At 64.5% G+C, this 17,335-nt stretch carries 18 protein-coding genes; 10 read left to right on the top strand and 8 right to left on the bottom strand.

All coding sequences use genetic code 11. The features are described 5' to 3' along the window. Positions 1 to 61: 61 nt before the first annotated feature. The gene (gene efeB, locus G557_RS0101945) at positions 62 to 1,477 is read left to right on the top strand and encodes an iron uptake transporter deferrochelatase/peroxidase subunit (RefSeq protein ID WP_084626911.1); all 1,416 of its coding nucleotides are present in this window, start codon (positions 62 to 64) and stop codon (positions 1,475 to 1,477) included. On the opposite strand, the gene G557_RS0101940 is transcribed toward efeB, so the two are convergent. After that, the gene (locus G557_RS0101940) at positions 1,478 to 2,341 is read right to left on the bottom strand and encodes a PHP domain-containing protein (RefSeq protein ID WP_028244747.1); all 864 of its coding nucleotides are present in this window, start codon (positions 2,339 to 2,341) and stop codon (positions 1,478 to 1,480) included. It abuts the gene before it with no gap. 82 nt (positions 2,342 to 2,423) lie between these two features. Between G557_RS0101940 and G557_RS11055 the strand changes: the two genes are divergently transcribed. After that, positions 2,424 to 3,890, top strand: coding sequence for an aminopeptidase P family protein (locus G557_RS11055; protein ID WP_036960749.1), 1,467 nt, complete (start codon positions 2,424 to 2,426; stop codon positions 3,888 to 3,890). A 24-nt stretch (positions 3,891 to 3,914) separates the two neighbouring features. On the opposite strand, the gene G557_RS11050 is transcribed toward G557_RS11055, so the two are convergent. Then, complete coding sequence (locus tag G557_RS11050; RefSeq protein ID WP_051224105.1) at positions 3,915 to 4,445, bottom strand: general stress protein; 531 nt, start codon at positions 4,443 to 4,445, stop codon at positions 3,915 to 3,917. A 50-nt stretch (positions 4,446 to 4,495) separates the two neighbouring features. Here G557_RS11050 and G557_RS11045 point away from each other — a divergent pair, with 50 nt between their 5' ends. Genes G557_RS11045 through G557_RS0101915 form a run of 3 tightly spaced genes read left to right on the top strand, consistent with a single transcriptional unit; the run spans position 4,496 to position 7,450 of the window. Further along, positions 4,496 to 5,758 (top strand): magnesium transporter MgtE N-terminal domain-containing protein, encoded by a 1,263-nt coding sequence (locus G557_RS11045; protein WP_051224102.1) that lies wholly within the window; start codon positions 4,496 to 4,498, stop codon positions 5,756 to 5,758. Beyond that, positions 5,742 to 6,329 carry a DUF1003 domain-containing protein gene (locus tag G557_RS11040; RefSeq protein WP_051224099.1) on the top strand — a complete coding sequence of 196 codons (588 nt, stop codon included), beginning with the start codon at positions 5,742 to 5,744 and terminating at the stop codon, positions 6,327 to 6,329. The genes G557_RS11045 and G557_RS11040 overlap by 17 nt, the downstream gene beginning before the upstream one ends. Further along, on the top strand, positions 6,329 to 7,450 hold the full coding sequence (locus G557_RS0101915) for a P-loop NTPase (RefSeq protein ID WP_028244746.1): 1,122 nt from the start codon (positions 6,329 to 6,331) through the stop codon (positions 7,448 to 7,450). The genes G557_RS11040 and G557_RS0101915 overlap by 1 nt, the downstream gene beginning before the upstream one ends. Positions 7,451 to 7,468: 18 nt before the next feature. Here the strand turns inward: G557_RS0101915 and G557_RS0101910 are convergent, their stop codons facing one another. Further along, positions 7,469 to 7,837: a twin-arginine translocase TatA/TatE family subunit gene (locus G557_RS0101910; protein WP_036960292.1), complete on the bottom strand. Its 369-nt coding sequence runs from the start codon at positions 7,835 to 7,837 to the stop codon at positions 7,469 to 7,471. Positions 7,838 to 7,893: 56 nt separating this feature from the next. On the opposite strand from G557_RS0101910, the gene G557_RS0101905 reads away from it, so the two are divergent. After that, positions 7,894 to 8,526, top strand: coding sequence for an O-methyltransferase (locus G557_RS0101905; RefSeq protein WP_028244744.1), 633 nt, complete (start codon positions 7,894 to 7,896; stop codon positions 8,524 to 8,526). A 56-nt stretch (positions 8,527 to 8,582) separates the two neighbouring features. Here the strand turns inward: G557_RS0101905 and G557_RS13615 are convergent, their stop codons facing one another. Beyond that, positions 8,583 to 8,750: a DUF3117 domain-containing protein gene (locus tag G557_RS13615; protein WP_084626909.1), complete on the bottom strand. Its 168-nt coding sequence runs from the start codon at positions 8,748 to 8,750 to the stop codon at positions 8,583 to 8,585. A gap of 142 nt (positions 8,751 to 8,892) precedes the next feature. Continuing rightward, positions 8,893 to 9,984: a succinyl-diaminopimelate desuccinylase gene (dapE, locus tag G557_RS0101895; RefSeq protein ID WP_028244743.1), complete on the bottom strand. Its 1,092-nt coding sequence runs from the start codon at positions 9,982 to 9,984 to the stop codon at positions 8,893 to 8,895. Between the two features lie 50 nt (positions 9,985 to 10,034). Between dapE and dapD the strand changes: the two genes are divergently transcribed. Then, positions 10,035 to 10,994 carry a 2,3,4,5-tetrahydropyridine-2,6-dicarboxylate N-succinyltransferase gene (gene dapD, locus G557_RS0101890; RefSeq protein WP_028244742.1) on the top strand — a complete coding sequence of 320 codons (960 nt, stop codon included), beginning with the start codon at positions 10,035 to 10,037 and terminating at the stop codon, positions 10,992 to 10,994. A gap of 29 nt (positions 10,995 to 11,023) precedes the next feature. Here the strand turns inward: dapD and G557_RS0101885 are convergent, their stop codons facing one another. Together G557_RS0101885 and G557_RS0101880 are read right to left on the bottom strand one after the other, a co-directional pair. Beyond that, complete coding sequence (locus G557_RS0101885; protein ID WP_028244741.1) at positions 11,024 to 12,661, bottom strand: AMP-binding protein; 1,638 nt, start codon at positions 12,659 to 12,661, stop codon at positions 11,024 to 11,026. Between the two features lie 72 nt (positions 12,662 to 12,733). After that, positions 12,734 to 13,384: a class I SAM-dependent methyltransferase gene (locus G557_RS0101880; RefSeq protein ID WP_028244740.1), complete on the bottom strand. Its 651-nt coding sequence runs from the start codon at positions 13,382 to 13,384 to the stop codon at positions 12,734 to 12,736. Positions 13,385 to 13,390: 6 nt separating this feature from the next. Between G557_RS0101880 and hflX the strand changes: the two genes are divergently transcribed. Continuing rightward, positions 13,391 to 14,920 carry a GTPase HflX gene (gene hflX, locus G557_RS11035; RefSeq protein WP_051224334.1) on the top strand — a complete coding sequence of 510 codons (1,530 nt, stop codon included), beginning with the start codon at positions 13,391 to 13,393 and terminating at the stop codon, positions 14,918 to 14,920. On the opposite strand, the gene lexA is transcribed toward hflX, so the two are convergent. Next, the gene (gene lexA / locus G557_RS0101870) at positions 14,912 to 15,580 is read right to left on the bottom strand and encodes a transcriptional repressor LexA (RefSeq protein WP_028244739.1); all 669 of its coding nucleotides are present in this window, start codon (positions 15,578 to 15,580) and stop codon (positions 14,912 to 14,914) included. The two genes, hflX and lexA, sit on opposite strands and share 9 nt — an antisense overlap. Before the next feature lie 212 nt (positions 15,581 to 15,792). Here lexA and G557_RS0101865 point away from each other — a divergent pair, with 212 nt between their 5' ends. Together G557_RS0101865 and G557_RS0101860 are read left to right on the top strand one after the other, a co-directional pair. Continuing rightward, entirely contained in the window at positions 15,793 to 16,140 is a 348-nt protein-coding gene (locus tag G557_RS0101865; RefSeq protein ID WP_028244738.1) for a LysM peptidoglycan-binding domain-containing protein, read from the top strand. Positions 16,141 to 16,190: 50 nt separating this feature from the next. Next, entirely contained in the window at positions 16,191 to 17,285 is a 1,095-nt protein-coding gene (locus G557_RS0101860) for a histidinol-phosphate transaminase (protein ID WP_028244737.1), read from the top strand. The last annotated feature ends 50 nt before the right edge of the window (positions 17,286 to 17,335 follow it).

Raw genomic sequence — 17,335 nt, 5'->3', positions numbered from 1 at the left:
ATGCCGGGAAGACCCGGCATACTGAGAACATCACCTATTCGAGAGAAGTGAGCACACCGCGATGAGCACGCGAGACCAGACCCCAGAGACATCACCCGCAGACCAAACGGTCGAGGCCGATGTCGCGACCTCCGGCACCACTCGAGTCGAGGCAGAGGATCAGGCTCAGCGTGCCATCGCCGAAGAAGAGCAGTCGGGTACCCCTGCACGCAAACGCGGGTTCAGTCGTCGTCAGCTCTTCGGATATCTCGGCTTGGGCGCGGCCACCGCAGCAGCCGGCGCTGCCGGCGGGGCAGCGGTGGCCGCCAACAAGACTGCTGAGACGGTGCGCCAAGAACGCCACACGCTCACTTACGACTTCTACGGCGAGCATCAGGCAGGCATCGTCACGCCTATGCAAGATCAGTTGCACTTTGCCGCGTTCGATCTCACGGAGAACGCCACGCGTGAGCAGATGATCGCGTTGCTGAAAAAGTGGACGTCGGCTGCGGAGCGCATGACGAAGGGCGAAGAGACCACCGAAGCCGGGGCTCGGGGCGTCTCCCGTCTGGCTCCGCCAGACGATACCGGTGAGGCGCTTGACCTCGGTGCGAGCGGCCTCTCAATCACCTTTGGCGTCGGCCCAACATTCTTCACTCAGGCTGACGGCAAAGACCGGCTGGGCATCGCTGACAAAAAGCCTGCCGAGCTTGAAGATCTGCCGGTTTTCAAGTTCGACTTCATCGATGAGACGATCAGCCGCGGTGCTGTGGCGATTCAAGCCTGCGCGAACGATCCGCAGGTGGCCATTCACGCCATCCGCAACCTCACCCGTATGGGGTTTGGCACCGTGCAGATCAAGTGGGCGCAGCTCGGCTTTGGGCGCTCATCTGCCAGCTCCGTCAGCGAAGAGACCCCGCGCAACCTCTTCGGCTTTAAAGACGGCACCAATAACATCAAGACTGACGAAACCGACGATCTCGACAAATGGGTCTGGGTGGCTGACAGCGACCACGCTTGGCTCGAGGGTGGCAGCTATTTGGTGGTGCGCAAAATCAACATGATGATTGAGGCTTGGGATCGCACCAAACTTGAAGAGCAGCAGACCGTCTTCGGAAGATCCAAGATCGAGGGCGCCCCGCTGTCGGGCGGTACCGAGCACTCAGACATTGATTTCGACATCACCGACGCCGCAGGTGAACCGCTGGTGCCAGCTGATGCGCATGTGCGCCTGGCACATCCCGACTTCAACGACGGAGTGCGCATCAATCGTCGTGCCTACAATTACGTTGATGGCGCCAACGATCTGGGCCAGCTCAGCGCGGGGCTCTTCTTCACTGCGTACACGAGCGATCCGGCAAACTTCACCAAGCTGCAGACGAGCCTCGCCGATGACGCCCTCAACGAGTACATTCGCCACATCAGCTCGTCGGTATTCGCCATTCCCCGTGGCGTACGCGAAGGCGAGTACCTGCTGCAAGACCTCTTCGAGGGCTGATCAGGCTGGCACGATGACCGGCACACCCGTTGCCTCGTCGATGATGCGCTCGAGCTGATTGGGGGCAGTGGTGAACTCGCCCAAGGGGTTGGGTTTGCCTGTGCCGTGATAATCGCTTGAACCAGTAACGATCAGGTTGTAGCGGGCGGCATCAGCTCGCAGCTGCTGCTGCAGCTGCGGTGAGTTCAGGCGATGCCCCACCTCGATACCGCCGAGTCCAGCGTCGACCAGCGCGCGCAGCCGCTCTGGTGCGAGCCCCGCACCATGAGCATAGGCACCAGGATGGGCGACCACCGGAACGCCGCCGGCCGCACGGATGGCGACCACAGCATCCACCGGTGACGGGGCGTAATACGGCTGGTAGTAGCCCGCTTTCGGGCTGAGCATCTGGTCGAATGCGGCGCTGCGGTTGGGCACCAGCCCGAGCGCGACCAGTGCATCTGCAATATGCGGGCGGCCAATGCTGCGCGCGTCTTGAGCCTGTTCAAGTACATCTTCCCAAGTGATGGGAAAGTCCTCGGCCATGCGTGCAACGATACGCTCGGCTCGATGCTCTCGGGAGTCGCGGATCTCAGCGGTCAACTCAATGAGTGCCGTGTCATTCGGGTCAAACAGATACGCGAGCATATGAATGCTGCCAGGGCCCGCCTGGGTGCTGAGTTCCATGCCACGCACGAGTGCGACACCTGTGAGCTGTACTGCCGCTGAGGCCTCGCCCCAGCCCGCCCACGAGTCGTGGTCGGTCAGGGCGATGCAGTCGAGGCCTGCGTGGGCAGCAGCCTGCATGAGTTCGGTCGGGGTGTCGGTGCCGTCGGAGGCGCTCGTATGAGTGTGAGCGTCGATCTTGGTCCAGGGCACGGGCATGGCTCAATCATATAAAGCAGCACGTTCGGTCTACAGCAGAGAAAACTGCCGTGAAGGCCCAAGCGGTGCGACAATGGGAAGCATGGGAACAGCACAGCAGCGCCGAGGAGACAGCCGATCGCGCACACCGCGTTCATCGCATTTCACTGAGTTCATCTCACAAGGATGGGCTCAACGCGACGAGCCGCTGCCCGATGCCGCAGCAGTTGCCCGGTTCGCCGCGCGACGTCGGGCCAAGCTGTCTGCAGCTCTGCCTGATCATCTGTTGCTCATCCCGGCGGGGGTGACCAAAGTGCGCAGCAACGATACCGATTACCGGTTTCGACCGCACAGCGCCTTCACGCACTTGACCGGCTGGGGCGCCGACGCGGTGCCCGGCGCCGTATTGATGATCCATCGTCAAGATCTTGATCGTGACCCGGTGCTGTTCTTTCGCAGGCCAGCTGGCCGCGACACCGACGAGTTCTACGCTGACCCTGCCATCGGCGAGTTCTGGAATGGGCCGCGCCCCGGCCTCGACGCGGTCTCGGCCCTGTTGGGCATTGGCACGGCAGATCTGAGCGACTTGGCTGCTGCAGTGGCTGGCATCGGTACGCCGATCGCCACGCTGCCCGGGCTCGACCCCGACCTCGATGCGCTGATCGCAGAGGTGCAGCCCGAACGCTCTACTGATGTCGATGCAGTGCTCGAGCAGACCACCAGCGAAATGCGTCTGGTCAAAGACGTCTGGGAGCAGAAGCAGATTCGGCAGGCAGTAGCAGCCTCGAAAGTTGGCTTCGACGACGTGCTCTCACGCTTTGACGAGGTCGTAGCCAGCCCCCGCGGCGAACGGATCATCGAGGGAGCGTTCTGGGCACGTGCACGAGAGCTCGGTAACGATGTCGGTTACGACACTATTGCCGCAGCCGGGGATCACGCGTGCTACCTACACTGGACCCGCAACGACGGCGCGGTGCGCGATGGCGATCTCGTGCTCATCGATGCCGGTGTAGAGGCCGACAGCCTCTACACCGCAGATGTCACGCGCACGCTGCCCGTTTCAGGCACATTCACGCCGCGGCAGCGCGAGGTCTACGAGGCAGTGCTCGAAGCCGCCGATGCGGGGTTCGCCGCGGCTCAGCCCGGCGCACGTTTCCGCGAAGTGCATGAGGCCGCCATTGCAGTGATCGCACGCAAAGTGAGCGAGTGGGGGCTGCTGCCGGTGTCGCTCGAACAGACGCTCGAGACGGAGTGGCAGCTGCATCGTCGTTTCATGGTGCACGGCACCAGTCATCATCTGGGGCTCGACGTGCACGACTGTGCGCAGGCACGTCGTGACATGTACCTCGATGCGCTGCTCACCCCCGGCATGGTGTTCACGATCGAGCCAGGGCTCTACTTCCAAGCCGACGACCTCACCATTCCCGAAGACCTCCGTGGCATCGGCGTGCGCATCGAAGACGATGTGCTGGTGACCGAAGACGGAGTGGAGTCGCTCACCGCGGAGTTTCCGCGGACGGTCGATGAGATTGAGCGCTGGGTGCGCACACGGCGAGCCAGCATCGGGTGATCACCCGATGTGCTGATAGCTCGGCTACGGCTGTGGTGTCTGCGGAGGCTGAGGCTGTGCGGGCTGCTGCGGATACGTGCCCAAGATCGACTGCGCCTGACCGGCTACCTCGGGAGTCACCACGAGGGAGTATCTGGTGGCTACAACAGCGTTGGTCGACTGATAGTTCTTGTAACGACGGGTGAATGCGTAGGTGGCCACGCCCGAGATGATGCCGAACCCGGCGCCGAGAACCAGTGCGGCAAAGAGATAGTTGAGCCCGGTCGTCGGACTCCAGATGACCATGATGAGCCCTAAAAAGAGCCCGAACCAGAGACCGCTGGCGAGCCCCGAGAGCGCGGCCTTCGGATAGCTCAGCCCTGTGGTGATGCGTTCAATACTGCGCAGCTCACTGCCGATGACGCTGACCTTGTCAACGGGGAACTCACGCTCGACGAGCGTGTCAATCGCACTCGCTGCGGCTTGATACGTGTCGTAGACGGCTACCTCGGTGCCCCGGGGCACTGTGGGGTACAGCTGCTCAAGGCGGGATCCGCCGATTCTCTGCTCGCTCATGGTTCCTATTCTCCCACGTCGGCAGGTCAAAGTGAGTAGAGTCTTCTGGTGTGACGGCGCCCAGAATCTTTGTCTCGAGACTGGTCGGCTGCGGAGTGTTCGATCCCGCAGGCGATCGAGTGGGGCGCGCCCGCGACGTGGTGGTCACTTACCGTACCGTCGGCCCACCTGTGGTGGTCGGCATCATCGTCGAGATTCCTGGTCGCCGCCGAGTCTTTCTGCGCATTGCGCGAGTCACCGGAATCACCCCGGGAGCGATCATCACCACGGGTCTGATCAATCTGCGTCGTTTCGAGCAGCGTGCCGGCGAAACCCGTGTGCTCGCCGAAATCCTAGGGCGCTCCATGCGCTATAAAGGAGCCGAGCAGACCGGGCGCATCGAAGACGTCAGTATCGAACAGCTCGCCACCCAGGAGTGGGTCGTCGCTGAAGCGTTCCTGCGACTACCCAAGACCAGCGCTTCGCCCTTCTCGCGAGGGGGCACTGCCCTTGCCGCATGGGACGACCTCGAAGAGGTGACTACCGCAGGCACCGATCAAGACACGACGCATCTGCTCGCGTCACTACAAGATCTGCAGGCGGCCGACCTCGCCAACGCGCTGATTGAGCTGCCCGATCGCCGTCGGGCCGAAGTCGTTGAAAACCTGCCCGACGAGCGCCTGGCTGACGCTCTGGAAGAGCTCAGCGAGCGTGACCAAGTGGTGTTGAGCTCGACCATCGACGATCAGCGTTTCGCGCAGGTGCTCGACCACATGCAGCCTGATGACGCGGCTGACCTCGTTGCAGGTGTCGCACCTGAGCGCAAAGAGAAACTGCTGCAGCTGATGGAGCCCGAAGAGGCCAGCGACGTGCGTATGCTGCTGCGCTACGACCCGCAGACTGCAGGCGGTCTGATGACCACCGAGCCAGTTATCTGCTCAGCTGATGCCACCGTAGCCGAAGGTCTGGCGCTGATTCGCCGGCACGAAATCGCCCCAGCGCTCGCTGCAGCGGTCTGGGTGACCCTGCCGCCGTACGAGGCGCCGACGGGGCGCTACATCGGCATGGTGCACTTTCAGCGCATGCTGCGCTACCCGCCGCATGAGCGCTTGGGCACACTGGTCGATGACGACATCGAACCGCTCGACCCGGCGACGCCGGTCGCTGAGGTGGCACGCACACTCGCGGCATACAACCTCACCTCCGTTCCGGTGGTTGACCAGAATCGACGACTACTCGGCGTGGTCACCGTCGACGACGTGCTTGACAACGTGCTGCCCGAAGACTGGCGTGATCAGGTTGGGGAGGTGACGCCCGATGGCTCGACGCGCTGAACGTCAACCCGAGCAGACGCTCGGCGCACCGCAGGCTCGGCGCTTCCGTCTCTGGCGCCGGCGCGATCCGGCTGAAGCTGGCTTCAGCGACACCTTCGGGCGGTTCACCGAGGTGTTCGCCCGCGGCATGGGCACGCCGGCGTTCTTGCTCGGCATGACCGTGTTTATCGTGGTCTGGGTGATTTGGAACACGACGGCACCCGAGCCGTGGCGCTTCGACTCTGCATCACTGGGCTTTATCGCGCTGACCCTCGTGCTCAGTCTGCAGGCCTCCTACGCGGCTCCGCTGCTGCTGCTCGCACAGAACAGGCAAGACGACCGTGACCGGGTGCAGATTGAGCAAGACCGGCAGCGTGCCGAGCGCAACTTGGTCGACACCGAGTACCTGGCTCGCGAGGTCGTGGCACTGCGCATGTCAGTCGGAGATCTCGCCTCAGAACGGTTCGTGCGCGATGAGCTGCGTGACCAGCTGCAGCAGATCAGTGAGACCATGATGCGCTTGCAGCAGCGCCTCGACGAGCTCGACGCTGCCCGAACCGACACCGCGGTCGAGTCTGACGAGCCCCGCTGATGCTGCCTGAGCATTCCGGCGTCGATCCGGCGCTCGAACCTGCACTGGCCAAGGTGATCGACCCCGAACTGCGACAGCCGCTGCTCGAACTCGGCATGATCCCCACAGCCACACTGACTGACGGACGCGCGGTTGCCGACGTGCGCCTGACGATCGTCGGTTGTCCGGCATCCCAGCGCATACACGCCGATGTGCTCGCGGCTCTGGAGTCCGTTGTCGGCCAGGGGCACGCCGAGGTTCGCCTCGACGTGATGACCGACGATCAGCGCGAGCAGCTCATTGCGCGCCTGCGTGGGCGCCGCAGGGGCAGCCCATTCACCGGCGACACCCTGACGCGAGTGATCGCGGTCACCTCGGGCAAAGGCGGCGTCGGCAAATCGACGATCACGGCGAGCCTTGCGGTCAGCCTCGCCGGGCTGGGGCTGCGTGTCGGAGTCGTCGACGCCGACGTGTACGGGTTTTCGATTCCAGGGCAGTTGGGCATCACGAGCGGGCCGACGAGGCTTGACGACATGATGCTTCCGCCGGTGGCCTACGGCGTGAAGGCGATTTCGATCGGCATGTTCGTCGGGGCGGGCAAGGCCGTGTCATGGCGTGGCCCAATGCTGCAGCGCACCCTCTCGCAGTTTCTCTCTGACGTGCATTTCGGCGATCTCGACGTGCTGCTGCTCGACCTGCCGCCAGGCACTGGCGACGTCGCGCTGACCGCGGGGCAACTGCTGCCCAATGCTGAGGTGATCGTGGTCACCACACCGCAGCCAGCGGCCTCTGACGTGGCGGTTCGCGCAGGACTGCTCGCCGGGCAGCTCGGGCAGCGCGTGATCGGAGTGGTCGAGAACATGTCATGGCTTGAGACCCCGGCCGGTCGCGTCGAGATGTTCGGGGCAGGCGGCGGCCAGCGGGTCGCACAGACACTGAGCGGAGAGCTCGAGACCGAGGTTCCGCTGTTGACGCAGATTCCGATGTCGGTGGCTCTGCGAGAGGGCGCCGACGAGGGGCGGCCGTTAGTGGCAGAAAACACCGCCGACCCGGCGGCACAGGCGCTGCACGAGCTGGCCAAACGTCTGGCTCGGCGACCACGCGGCCTTGAGGGGCGTCATCTGCCGGTCAGCGTGCGCTGACTCGTGCGCCTGGCGCGCTCAGGTGGCTTCAGAGTCGAAGGGAGCTGGCCGCTGATTGCGTTCGCGCTCAGCTCGCTCGGTGGCGGCAACGCTGGTGGCCTGCGCCACAGGTGCGGCGATCGCTGTGCGGGATGCCGGGGTCGAGTCTTCTTTGAGCGCATCGGCAATGATGCGGCGCGGGTCGTATTGTCTCGGGTCGAGCTTCTTCCAGTCGATGTCAGCCAGGGCTTCATTGCCTTCAGCCTGCAGCCGCTCTTTGGACGCAGTGGTGTAATCGCGGAGCCGGCGCACGGCCGACCCCAGCATCTGTGCGTACTTTGGCAGGTTCGCCGGGCCGAGGATGACTGCGGCGAGCACCACCAGCAGAACGATTTTCTCGAAACTCATGCCCACGGGCTCTAGAGTAGCCGACTTGCCTCTAGGCTTGCTGGCAGGAGGCGAAGATGACGCAAGCAGCCACGACCGACCGATTCGTCGCGGAATACCACCACGAGCCGGCAGCCATTCAGGCGGCACGTCAGGCGGCCCAAGAATGGGGCATCGACTCGGTCAGCCCAGCAGTTGGGGCGCAACTCGCACTGCTCGCAGCCGCAGCCGATGCCAAGGCCATCGCCGAGGTCGGCACGGGCGCAGGAGTCTCAGGGCTCTGGCTGCTGACCGGCGCGCCCGAAGCCACGCTCACGACTATCGAGTCAGAAGTTGACTACCAGCAGGCAGCCAAGCGAGCTTTCACGGCTGCGGGCATCCCGAGCAGTCACACCCGCACGATTCTCGGGCGTGCCGCAGGAGTGCTCGACCGGCTGGCCGATGCGGCCTATGACTTGGTGTTCATCGACGCTGATATTGCGTCAGCGGCAGAATACGTGGCTCAGGGGCTGCGCATTGCGCGCCCCGGAGGCTTGATTGTGTTGGCGCACGCACTCGACCACTCGCGGGTGGCAGATCCCACGCAACGCGCCGATGAGACAGTTGCACTTCGTACGCTGCTTGCTGAGATCGGTCAACGCGAGCATGTGCGCTCAACGCTCTCGCGCATCGGCGACGGGCTGCTCACGTTGGTGGCACCGCGCGACTGAGCCTTGCTGCGCACCAACAATGCCCAGCAAGGGCTCAATCGAGTCAGGAGTCAGCGTTAGGCGATGACGGAGTCGAGGGCGTCGTGCAGGGCCTGAGCTTCGTCTTTGCTGACCGAGACCACGAGGCGGCCTCCGCCTTCAAGCGGCACTCGCACGACGATGAGCTTGCCTTCTTTGACTGCCTCCATGGGTCCGTCCCCAGTGCGGGGTTTCATGGCTGCCATGGCATACACCTCTTTCCGCGAAGCTGAAGGTCGGCACTTCGCACGCCTACAAGTATCTCATGGACGCCCCACATGTCGACAGGGGCAGTGACCCGATGGCGCTCAGGCGACCAGGGCATCCGGCCACAGCTTGGCCAGATGCTCACCCCAACCAGCGGGTCAGCGCCTGCTGGCAGTGGTCAACCTCTTCGAGCAGCACACGTTCGTCGTCAGCGTGGGCGAGCAGCGCGTCGCCCGGGCCGAAGTTCACCGCGGGGATGCCCAGTGCGCTGAATCGCGCAACGTCTGTCCAGCCGTACTTCGGCAGGGCCTCGCCGCCAACGGCCTGCAGAAACGCTTGAGCCAGGGGCGCGTCGAGTCCGGGGCGGGCTCCGGGCGACATGTCAACGAACTCAACGTCGAACCCCGCGAACAGTTCGCGCATGCGCTGCTCGGCCTCGGCTGCGCTGCGACTGGGGGCGAACCGGTAGTTGACATGCACTTGGCAGTGGTCGGGAATGACGTTGCCGGCGACTCCGCCGGTGATGCCGACGGCGTTGAGGCCTTCGCGATAGTCGAGCCCGTCGACGGTGACGGTCTCTGGAGCGAAGTCGCGCAGCACATCGAGCACGTCGGCAGCGGCGTGAATGGCGTTCTCGCCCACCCAGGCGCGCGCCGAGTGCGCACGACGGCCATGCGTGGTGATCAGAAAACGGCAGGTGCCGTTGCAGCCGCCTTCGACGCGGCCCGCAGTGGGCTCGCCCAAGATGGCGAAGTCGGCGGCCAGCCACTCAGGATGCCGCTCGGCAACTCGGCGCAGGCCGTTGAGATCGGCAGAGACCTCTTCGTGGTCGTAGAACACGTAGGTGATGTCGCTGCTGGGGGAGGGCAGCTGGCCGGCCAGCGCCAGCGCGACGGCAACCCCACCTTTCATGTCGACCGTGCCACGGCCGTGCAGCCAGGTGCCGGTGGGCTCGACGGTCGTGGTGGTCGGCAGGTTGTCTTTGATCGGCACCGTGTCGAGATGCCCGGCGAGCACCACTCGTCGTGCGCGATCGAGGTGTGTGCGGGCGACCACGGTGTCGCCGTCACGCAGCACCTCGAGGTCGGTTTGCTCGCGCAACGCCTGTTCGACGAGGTCGGCCAAAGAGGTTTCGTCGCCAGAGACTGAGGGCACATCACAGATCACGCGGGTGATGGCGGATGCTGGCTGGGTGAGGTCGAGGCCCCCGGTAGGCGTCTGTGGCGATGACATGATCCCCATGCTAGTGGGGTGTGCGCACAGCACGGCTACAATCGGGAGGCATGACAGCTTCTGCAGCCTCCACCTCGCGCATCGGCTTCGGCACCGGCCTGGCCTCCATCACCGACGAAGGGCAGACCCTCGACGTCTGGTTCCCGACACCGCGCCTGGCCGACGAGGCCACTCCGGTGGCGCATCAGAGCGAGCTGACCGACCGATTCGCCGCAGCAGGCACTCGCGACGAACTGCGTCAGGTGCGCCTCGAGGTCGTCGACGTCACCGCCGCGCTGGATGAGCCGGCCGCCTCGGTTGCCGACGCCTACCTCCGCCTGCATCTGCTGTCACATCTGCTCGTGCAGCCGAACACCATAAACCTCGACGGCATCTTCGGCGTGCTGCCGAACAACGTGTGGACCAATCGCGGCCCCATCACGCCCGAGCGCTTCGACGTCGTGCGTGCACAGGCTCGAGCTGAGGGAGTGTTCGCGCTGCTGATCGATAAGTTCCCTCGGCTGATCGACTACGTGAGCCCCAAGGGCGTGCGCATCGGCGACGCTGACCGGGTGCGGCTGGGTGCTCATCTCTCACCGGGCACGACCGTCATGCACGAGGGGTTCGTGAACTTCAACGCCGGCACGCTCGGCACATCGATGGTCGAGGGCCGCATTTCGCAAGGGGTGGTCGTCGGCGACGGATCAGACATCGGCGGCGGGGCATCCATCATGGGCACGCTCTCGGGCGGCGGCACTCAGAAGGTGCGCATCGGGGAGCGCGCGCTGCTGGGGGCAAACTCGGGCATCGGCATCTCGATCGGCGACGACACCGTGGTCGAGGCGGGGCTCTACGTGACCGCCGGCACCAAAGTCACGCTCAAAGAGGGTACGCACTCGCGTGAGGTCAAGGCCGTTGAACTCAGTGGGGTGCCCAACCTGTTGTTCCGGCGCAACTCGCTGTCTGGTGGGGTTGAGGTGCTCGCCCGTGCGGGCGAGGGCATCGAGCTCAACCCCGAGCTGCACGCCTGATCGCGTGAGCCCGGGGCCGAAAGGCTCCGTCAGGCGCGCTCTTTGAGCACGTAACGCTGCACCTTGGCGCTCGCCGTGCGCGGCAGCTCATCGACGAACTCGATGATGCGCGGGTAGGCGTGCGCAGCGTAGCGGGTTTTCACCTGCTGCTGCAGCTCGGTGATCAGCGTGTGGTCTCCGGTGAAGCTCTGCGCCAGCACGATGTACGCAGCCACCACTTCACCGCGCAGGTCATCGGGCTTACCCACCACAGCCACCTCGCGCACCGCGGGATGCATGGCCAGCACGCTCTCCACGTCAAGTGGGCTGATGCGGTAGCCCGCTGCGAGAATCAGGTCGTCATCGCGTGAGACGTAGTGCAGTAGGCCCTCGTCGTCTTGCCAGGCGAGGTCGCCGGTCAGATACCAGTGCCCGTCGGCGGTGAATCGCTCGGCGGTTTTCTCGGGCAGCTCGTCATACCCCGGGAACCACCACACCGGGCTCTCGGAGGGCGCGAACGCCAAGCGGCCGACCTCACCGGGCTTGGCTGGCACATCCTCGTCGTGATCGAGGATCTCGCTGCGCCACCCGGGGAACGTCACACCCATCGAACCCGGCTGGGCCGGCAGTGCGAGGCCGTCACGCCACGGCACACCGATGAGCATGCCGTGTTCAGTCTGGCCATAGTGGTCGTGGGGCTCTGAGCCCAATTCGTCGCGCGACCATTCGAGCACCTCTGGGGTCAGCGGCTCGCCCGCGGCGGATGCGCGGCGCAGGTGAATCGGCAGGCCCTCTTCTGGGTCGTTGCGCATGGCGCGGTACATGGTCGGTGCCCCGGCGAAGTTGTTCACCTTGAATCGAGAGAGCACGTTCCAGGCCTGCGCCGCACTGAACTTCTCTTCGGTGAGCAGGTTGGCCACGCCGATCGTGAGCGGGCCGAGGATGCCGAAGTACAGGCCGTAGGCCCAGCCCGGGTCGGCGGCATTCCAGAAGGTGTCGTCAGGGCGAACGTCGAGACCGTTGATCATGTACGACCGGAATGAGGTCAGTGCTCGCGCAGGCAGCGGCACGCCCTTGGGTTTGCCCGTCGTGCCCGATGTGTACAGCAGGGCGATGACGCCGTCGCCGCCGACTGCGACCGTCTGGTCGAGCGGGGTGGCCGCCGCGAACAGGGGAGCGAATTCGGCGTCTTCGGGCCAACGTCCCTCGGCGTCGTCGCCCACCCGCAGCACGCTCCACGTGCGGCCCTCCAGGGGCAGATCTTCGCTGGGCTCAAGCTTGTGGCGCTGGTCGGCATCGGCGATGATCAGCACGGCGCGACTGGAGTCAACGCGAGTGGCGATCGCCTGCGCGGCCAGCGCGGTGAACAATGGCACGTGCACGGCGCCAAGGCGCCAGATGCCCAGCAGCAGGCTGATGTACTCGGTCGACCGGTGCATCAGCACGGCGACGCGGTCGCCACGCCCCACGCCAAGGTCGCTGAGCACTCGTGCGGCCCGGGCTGACAGCCGATCAAGCTCGCCGTAGGTCAGATCGGTGGCAGCATAGTCGCCATCGACCACTCGGAAGCCGATGGCGTCGGCGGGGTGAGACTGCACGAGGGTGGCGATCACGTCTGTATCGGGAACGTCATAGATCGCGCGCCATTGCGCGATCTCAGCGTTCACCTGTGCTTCGTTGACGGTCATTCTGGGGCTTCTTTCGCGACGGAGAGACGGTGCGAAGTCGCATCGACGATCTCTAGCCTAGGTGCGTAGAAGTCAGCGATAGTTGTGGGAATTCGACAGTTCCTCTGCGGGATTCGTGTGATGACGCACATGGATCACCCGAAAGCCCTTCGCTGTCGCTGCACGCTCGACGGAGAAGTGCGTGCCGAGCCGCTCGGCCATCCATTTTTGCAACGAATCAGCACCGAGCTGTTTGCCGACGACCAGCCATGCACTGGCCCCCGGCCGCAGGCGAGGCAGCCATCGTTCGAGCAGCTCGTGCAGTGCGGCTTTGCCGATGCGGATCGGAGGGTTCGCCCAAATGGCGTCGAAGCAGAGCTCTGCGGGCACATCGTCCGGGTGAGCAGGATGCACCCGGCTGAGCCCCAGACGGTCGGCATTGGTCGCCGTGGCCTGCAGCGCTCGCTCGTTGACATCTACCGCCCAGACGTCTGCGTCAGCTTCACGCAGAGCGAGGGTGAGCGCGATGGGCCCCCACCCGCAGCCGATGTCGAGCAGGTTGCCCTGCTGGGGCGGTGGAGGCACGTGGTCGAGCAGCACAGCGGTGGCGCGGTCGAGGGCGTCGGGGGAGAAGAGGCCGCTGGCTGTGGTGAGGGTGCGCTCACTGCCGGCCAGCGACACGGTGATCTCGCGCCAGTTCGCGGGCACCTGCGGCGTGGCGGAGAAATAATGCTCGGTCGACATGCGTTCATGTTATCGAGGAGAGTGCGAGTGACTGAACACAACGAACAGCTCGATCGCCTGTTGGCGCGTATCGAGAGTCGTGAGGCGTCGACAGAGACGCTGGGCAGTCAGCTGGCGCAGGGCGCCCAAGCACTGCAGCAGATGCCCGCGGTAGAGCACGGCGGCGATCTTGAGCGTGACGACCGTCAGGCGCTACAGCGGGTTTCGGGTCTGTCGACCGAGCTGCAAGATGTCACCGAGGTTGAGTATCGGCGACTGCGCCTCGAGAATGTGGTGCTGATCGGTGTTTACCCGCAGGGGGCTCAGGCCGATGCCGAGAACTCGTTGGCCGAGCTCGCGGCCCTTGCCGAAACCGCCGGGTCGAACGTGCTTGACGGCTTGTTGCAACGCAGGCTCACGCCCGATGCGAGCACGTACTTCGGTCGCGGCAAGGCTCATGAGCTGCACGATCTCGTGGCCGCGCTCGGTGCCGACACGGTCATCGCCGACACCGAACTAGCGCCGAGTCAGCGCCGCGCGCTCGAAGACATCGTCAAAGTCAAGGTGGTCGATCGCACGGCGCTCATCCTCGACATCTTCGCGCAACACGCCAAGAGCCGCGAGGGCAAGGCGCAAGTCGAGCTCGCCCAGCTCGAGTACATGCTGCCGCGCCTGCGCGGCTGGGGTGCCTCGCTGAGCCGTCAGGCCGGTGGGCGCGCGGCATCGGGTGAGGGCATCGGCTCTCGTGGGCCAGGTGAGACCAAGATCGAACTTGACCGTCGCCACATCCATACCCGCATGGCCAAGCTGCGCCGCCAAATCAAAGCGATGGCGCCAGCTCGTGAGGCGAAGCGGGCCAATCGGCACCGCAGAGACGTACCGTCTGTGGCCATTGTGGGCTATACCAACGCGGGTAAGTCTTCACTGCTCAACGCGATCACCGGGGCCGACGAATTGGTCGAGAACGCGCTGTTCGCCACCCTCGACTCGACCGTGCGTCGCAACGAGACTGCTGACGGTCGCATCTATACCCTGACCGACACGGTCGGTTTCGTGCGGCGCCTGCCGCATCAGCTGGTTGAGGCGTTTCGGTCAACGCTTGAAGAAGCGGCCGATGCAGACGTGCTCGTGCACGTGGTCGACGGCTCGCACCCAGATCCGGCGGCGCAGATTCAGGCGGTGCACGAGGTGCTCGCCGATAGTGATCTGTCGAGCGCCGAAGAGATCATCGTATTCAACAAAGTCGACCTGATCGATGCCGATCGACGCCTAGTGCTGCGTGGTCTCGCGCCCGACGGGCTGTTCGTGTCTACCGCGACGGGCGAGGGTATTGCTGAGCTGGTGCAGCGCATTGAGTCTGCACTGCCTGATCCTGATGTCGAGGTGGATGTTGTGGTGCCGTACCAGCGCGGCGACCTGGTTGCGCGGGCGCACGAAACGGGCCGAGTGCTGAGCAGTGAGTACGTGGCGACGGGTACTCGCCTGCACGCCAGGGTGTCACGAGCGCTTGCAGAGCAGTTGGTCGAGGCCAGCAGCGGCGAACCGATTTCAGACTGAGCGCAGCACCGCCACGACCCGCCCCAGAATGACGGCGTGATCGCCCAAGATGGGTTCGTAGCGGGTGTTCTGCGGTAGCAGCCAGGTGTGCCCGTCTCGTTGGCGAAACGTCTTGACGGTGGCTTCGTCGTCGAGCATGGCAGCGACGATGTCGCCGTTGACGGCATCGGCCTGTTGGCGCACCACGACCCAATCGCCGTCGCAGATGGCGGCGTCGATCATCGAGTCGCCCTTCACCTTGAGCAAGAAGAGATCGCCCTTGCCGACGAGGCGTCGAGGCAGCGGAAAGACCTCTTCGATGTGCTGCTCGGCGAGGATTGGCGTGCCCGCTGCGATCTGCCCGACCAGTGGCACCGCTGCAAGATCATCGGAGATGGCGTAGTCGCCCGGGGCAGGCTCGGGGTCGGACTGCGGCTGACGTGGTTCGAGGATTTCGAGCGCGCGTGGGCGCCCGGGGTCGCGGCGCACGTAACCAGCCAGACAGAGCTGATTGAGCTGGTGTGTGACGGATGAGAGCGAAGAGAGGCCGACGGCGTCGCCGATCTCACGCATGCTCGGCGGATAGCCGCGGTCGTCTATTGCGCTGGCAATGCAGTCGAGAATCTGCTGTTGCTTGGCGGTGAGCTGCGGTCGCCGCGCCGGGGTGTTCTCTGCCTTCATGATGGCCTCTCTGCAGGGTGCGGCATGCGCGCGCTGGGAGCGATGTCAGTGGGTGGTGCTGAACTCGAACCACACGTCGATCGCATTCGAAACTGTATCCGAATTGCGTGACCGTGTACAGAGATATGTTCGAGTGTCGCGAGAAAAGGCACTTGTCATTCGTCAGATTCGAAGATATATTCGAAACACCTGTTCGAACCGAGGAGGCTCATATGAACACGAACACTGCCGCACCTGCTGTTGAGAGCGTTGCTGCTGCACCCATGCGCCTGACCGCTCGCGGGCGTCGGCTTCGCGGGCTGGCAACTTTGCTGCTCGTCGTAGCTGTCGTCATGACGGTGTTCGCCTTCGGCTCGCAGGCCTTTGCCGGTGACGACGCCCCTGGCACCCAGACGTATGTCGAGGTGCGCGCAGGCGAAAGCCTGTGGAGCGTCGCGAGTCGTGTGGCGCCAGACCACGATCCGCGTGATGCCGTGGCAGACATCAAGACCGCCAACCGACTGAGCGACAGCGTCGTGCAGGCCGGCACGCGCCTGCTGATTCCGTCAACGCTTCTCTGAGAACGCGGCAACTCACGGTGTGCAGCGGGGCGGCTGCGTAGAATCGTCCTGTGAGCACACTTGACGACCTCCCTCTCCGCGACGAACTTGTTGGGCAACGCCCATATGGCGCCCCACAGCTTGATGTGCCCATCGAGCTCAACGTCAATGAGAACACCCATGGTCTGCCGGGCGAGGCGATCGCCGATATCGCGCAGTCACTGCACGATGTGATCGCTGGGCTGAACCGCTACCCAGATCGTGAATTCAGCCGACTGCGTGAGGCTTTGGCTGGGTATCTTGGGCACGGGCTGGTGGCTGATCAGATCTGGGCGGCCAACGGCTCCAACGAGGTGCTGCAACAGGTATTGCAGGCGTTCGGCGGCCCCGGCCGTTCGCTGCTGAGCTTCACGCCCACTTACTCGATGTATCCATTACTTGCTGCAGGCACCCAAACCTCTTGGGTGGCTGTGCCGCGGGCTGAAGATTTCACCGTGACCCCAGAAGTCGCTGCCGAGGCGGTGCGGGCGCACCGTCCTGATGTGGTGTTTCTCTGCCGTCCGAATAATCCCACTGGTACCGGGCTTTCGCTTGAGGTCATCGAGGCTGTCTACGATGCAACCGATGGGGTGGTTATCGTCGATGAGGCGTACCAAGAGTTCGCCGGGCCTGACGCACCCACTGCACTCTCGCTGCTGGCGGGCAAGCCGAGACTGGCCGTTTCGCGCACGATGAGCAAGGCCTTCGCATTCGCCGGAGTGCGCCTCGGCTACTTGGCAGCCGATGCGGCCTTCGTCGACGCGCTCAGGCTCGTGCGACTGCCGTATCACCTGTCTGCTCTCACACAGGCTGCTGCACTCGGCGCACTTCGGCACAGTGAGGCGCTGCTGGCAAATGTCGAGAGCATCCGCGCGCAACGCGACCTCATCATCCGCCGTACGCGTGAGCTGGGGTTCGCCCCATACCCCAGCGAGGCGAACTTCGTGCTCATCGGCGGCATCAGCGATCCTCAGGCGACGTTCACCGCACTTCTTGAGCGCGGCATCATCGTGCGCGACAACGGCATCCCCCACACGTTGAGGGTTACCGCGGGCACGCCGACCGAGACGGCTGCCTTTCTCGAGGCGTTCGCTGAGGTGGCCTCGCCGATGGCTGCCGACTCATAGGTCGGCAGACCGATAGAATAGAGCGTCATGCCGGGCAGCCTCCCGGCGAC

The sequence above is a fragment of the Pseudoclavibacter soli DSM 23366 genome (assembly GCF_000423505.1).
Taxonomy (GTDB): Bacteria; Actinomycetota; Actinomycetes; order Actinomycetales; family Microbacteriaceae; genus Pseudoclavibacter_A; species Pseudoclavibacter_A soli.
The sequence above is the reverse complement of the archived record's forward strand: the minus strand, read 5'-3'. Positions and strand labels throughout refer to the sequence as shown.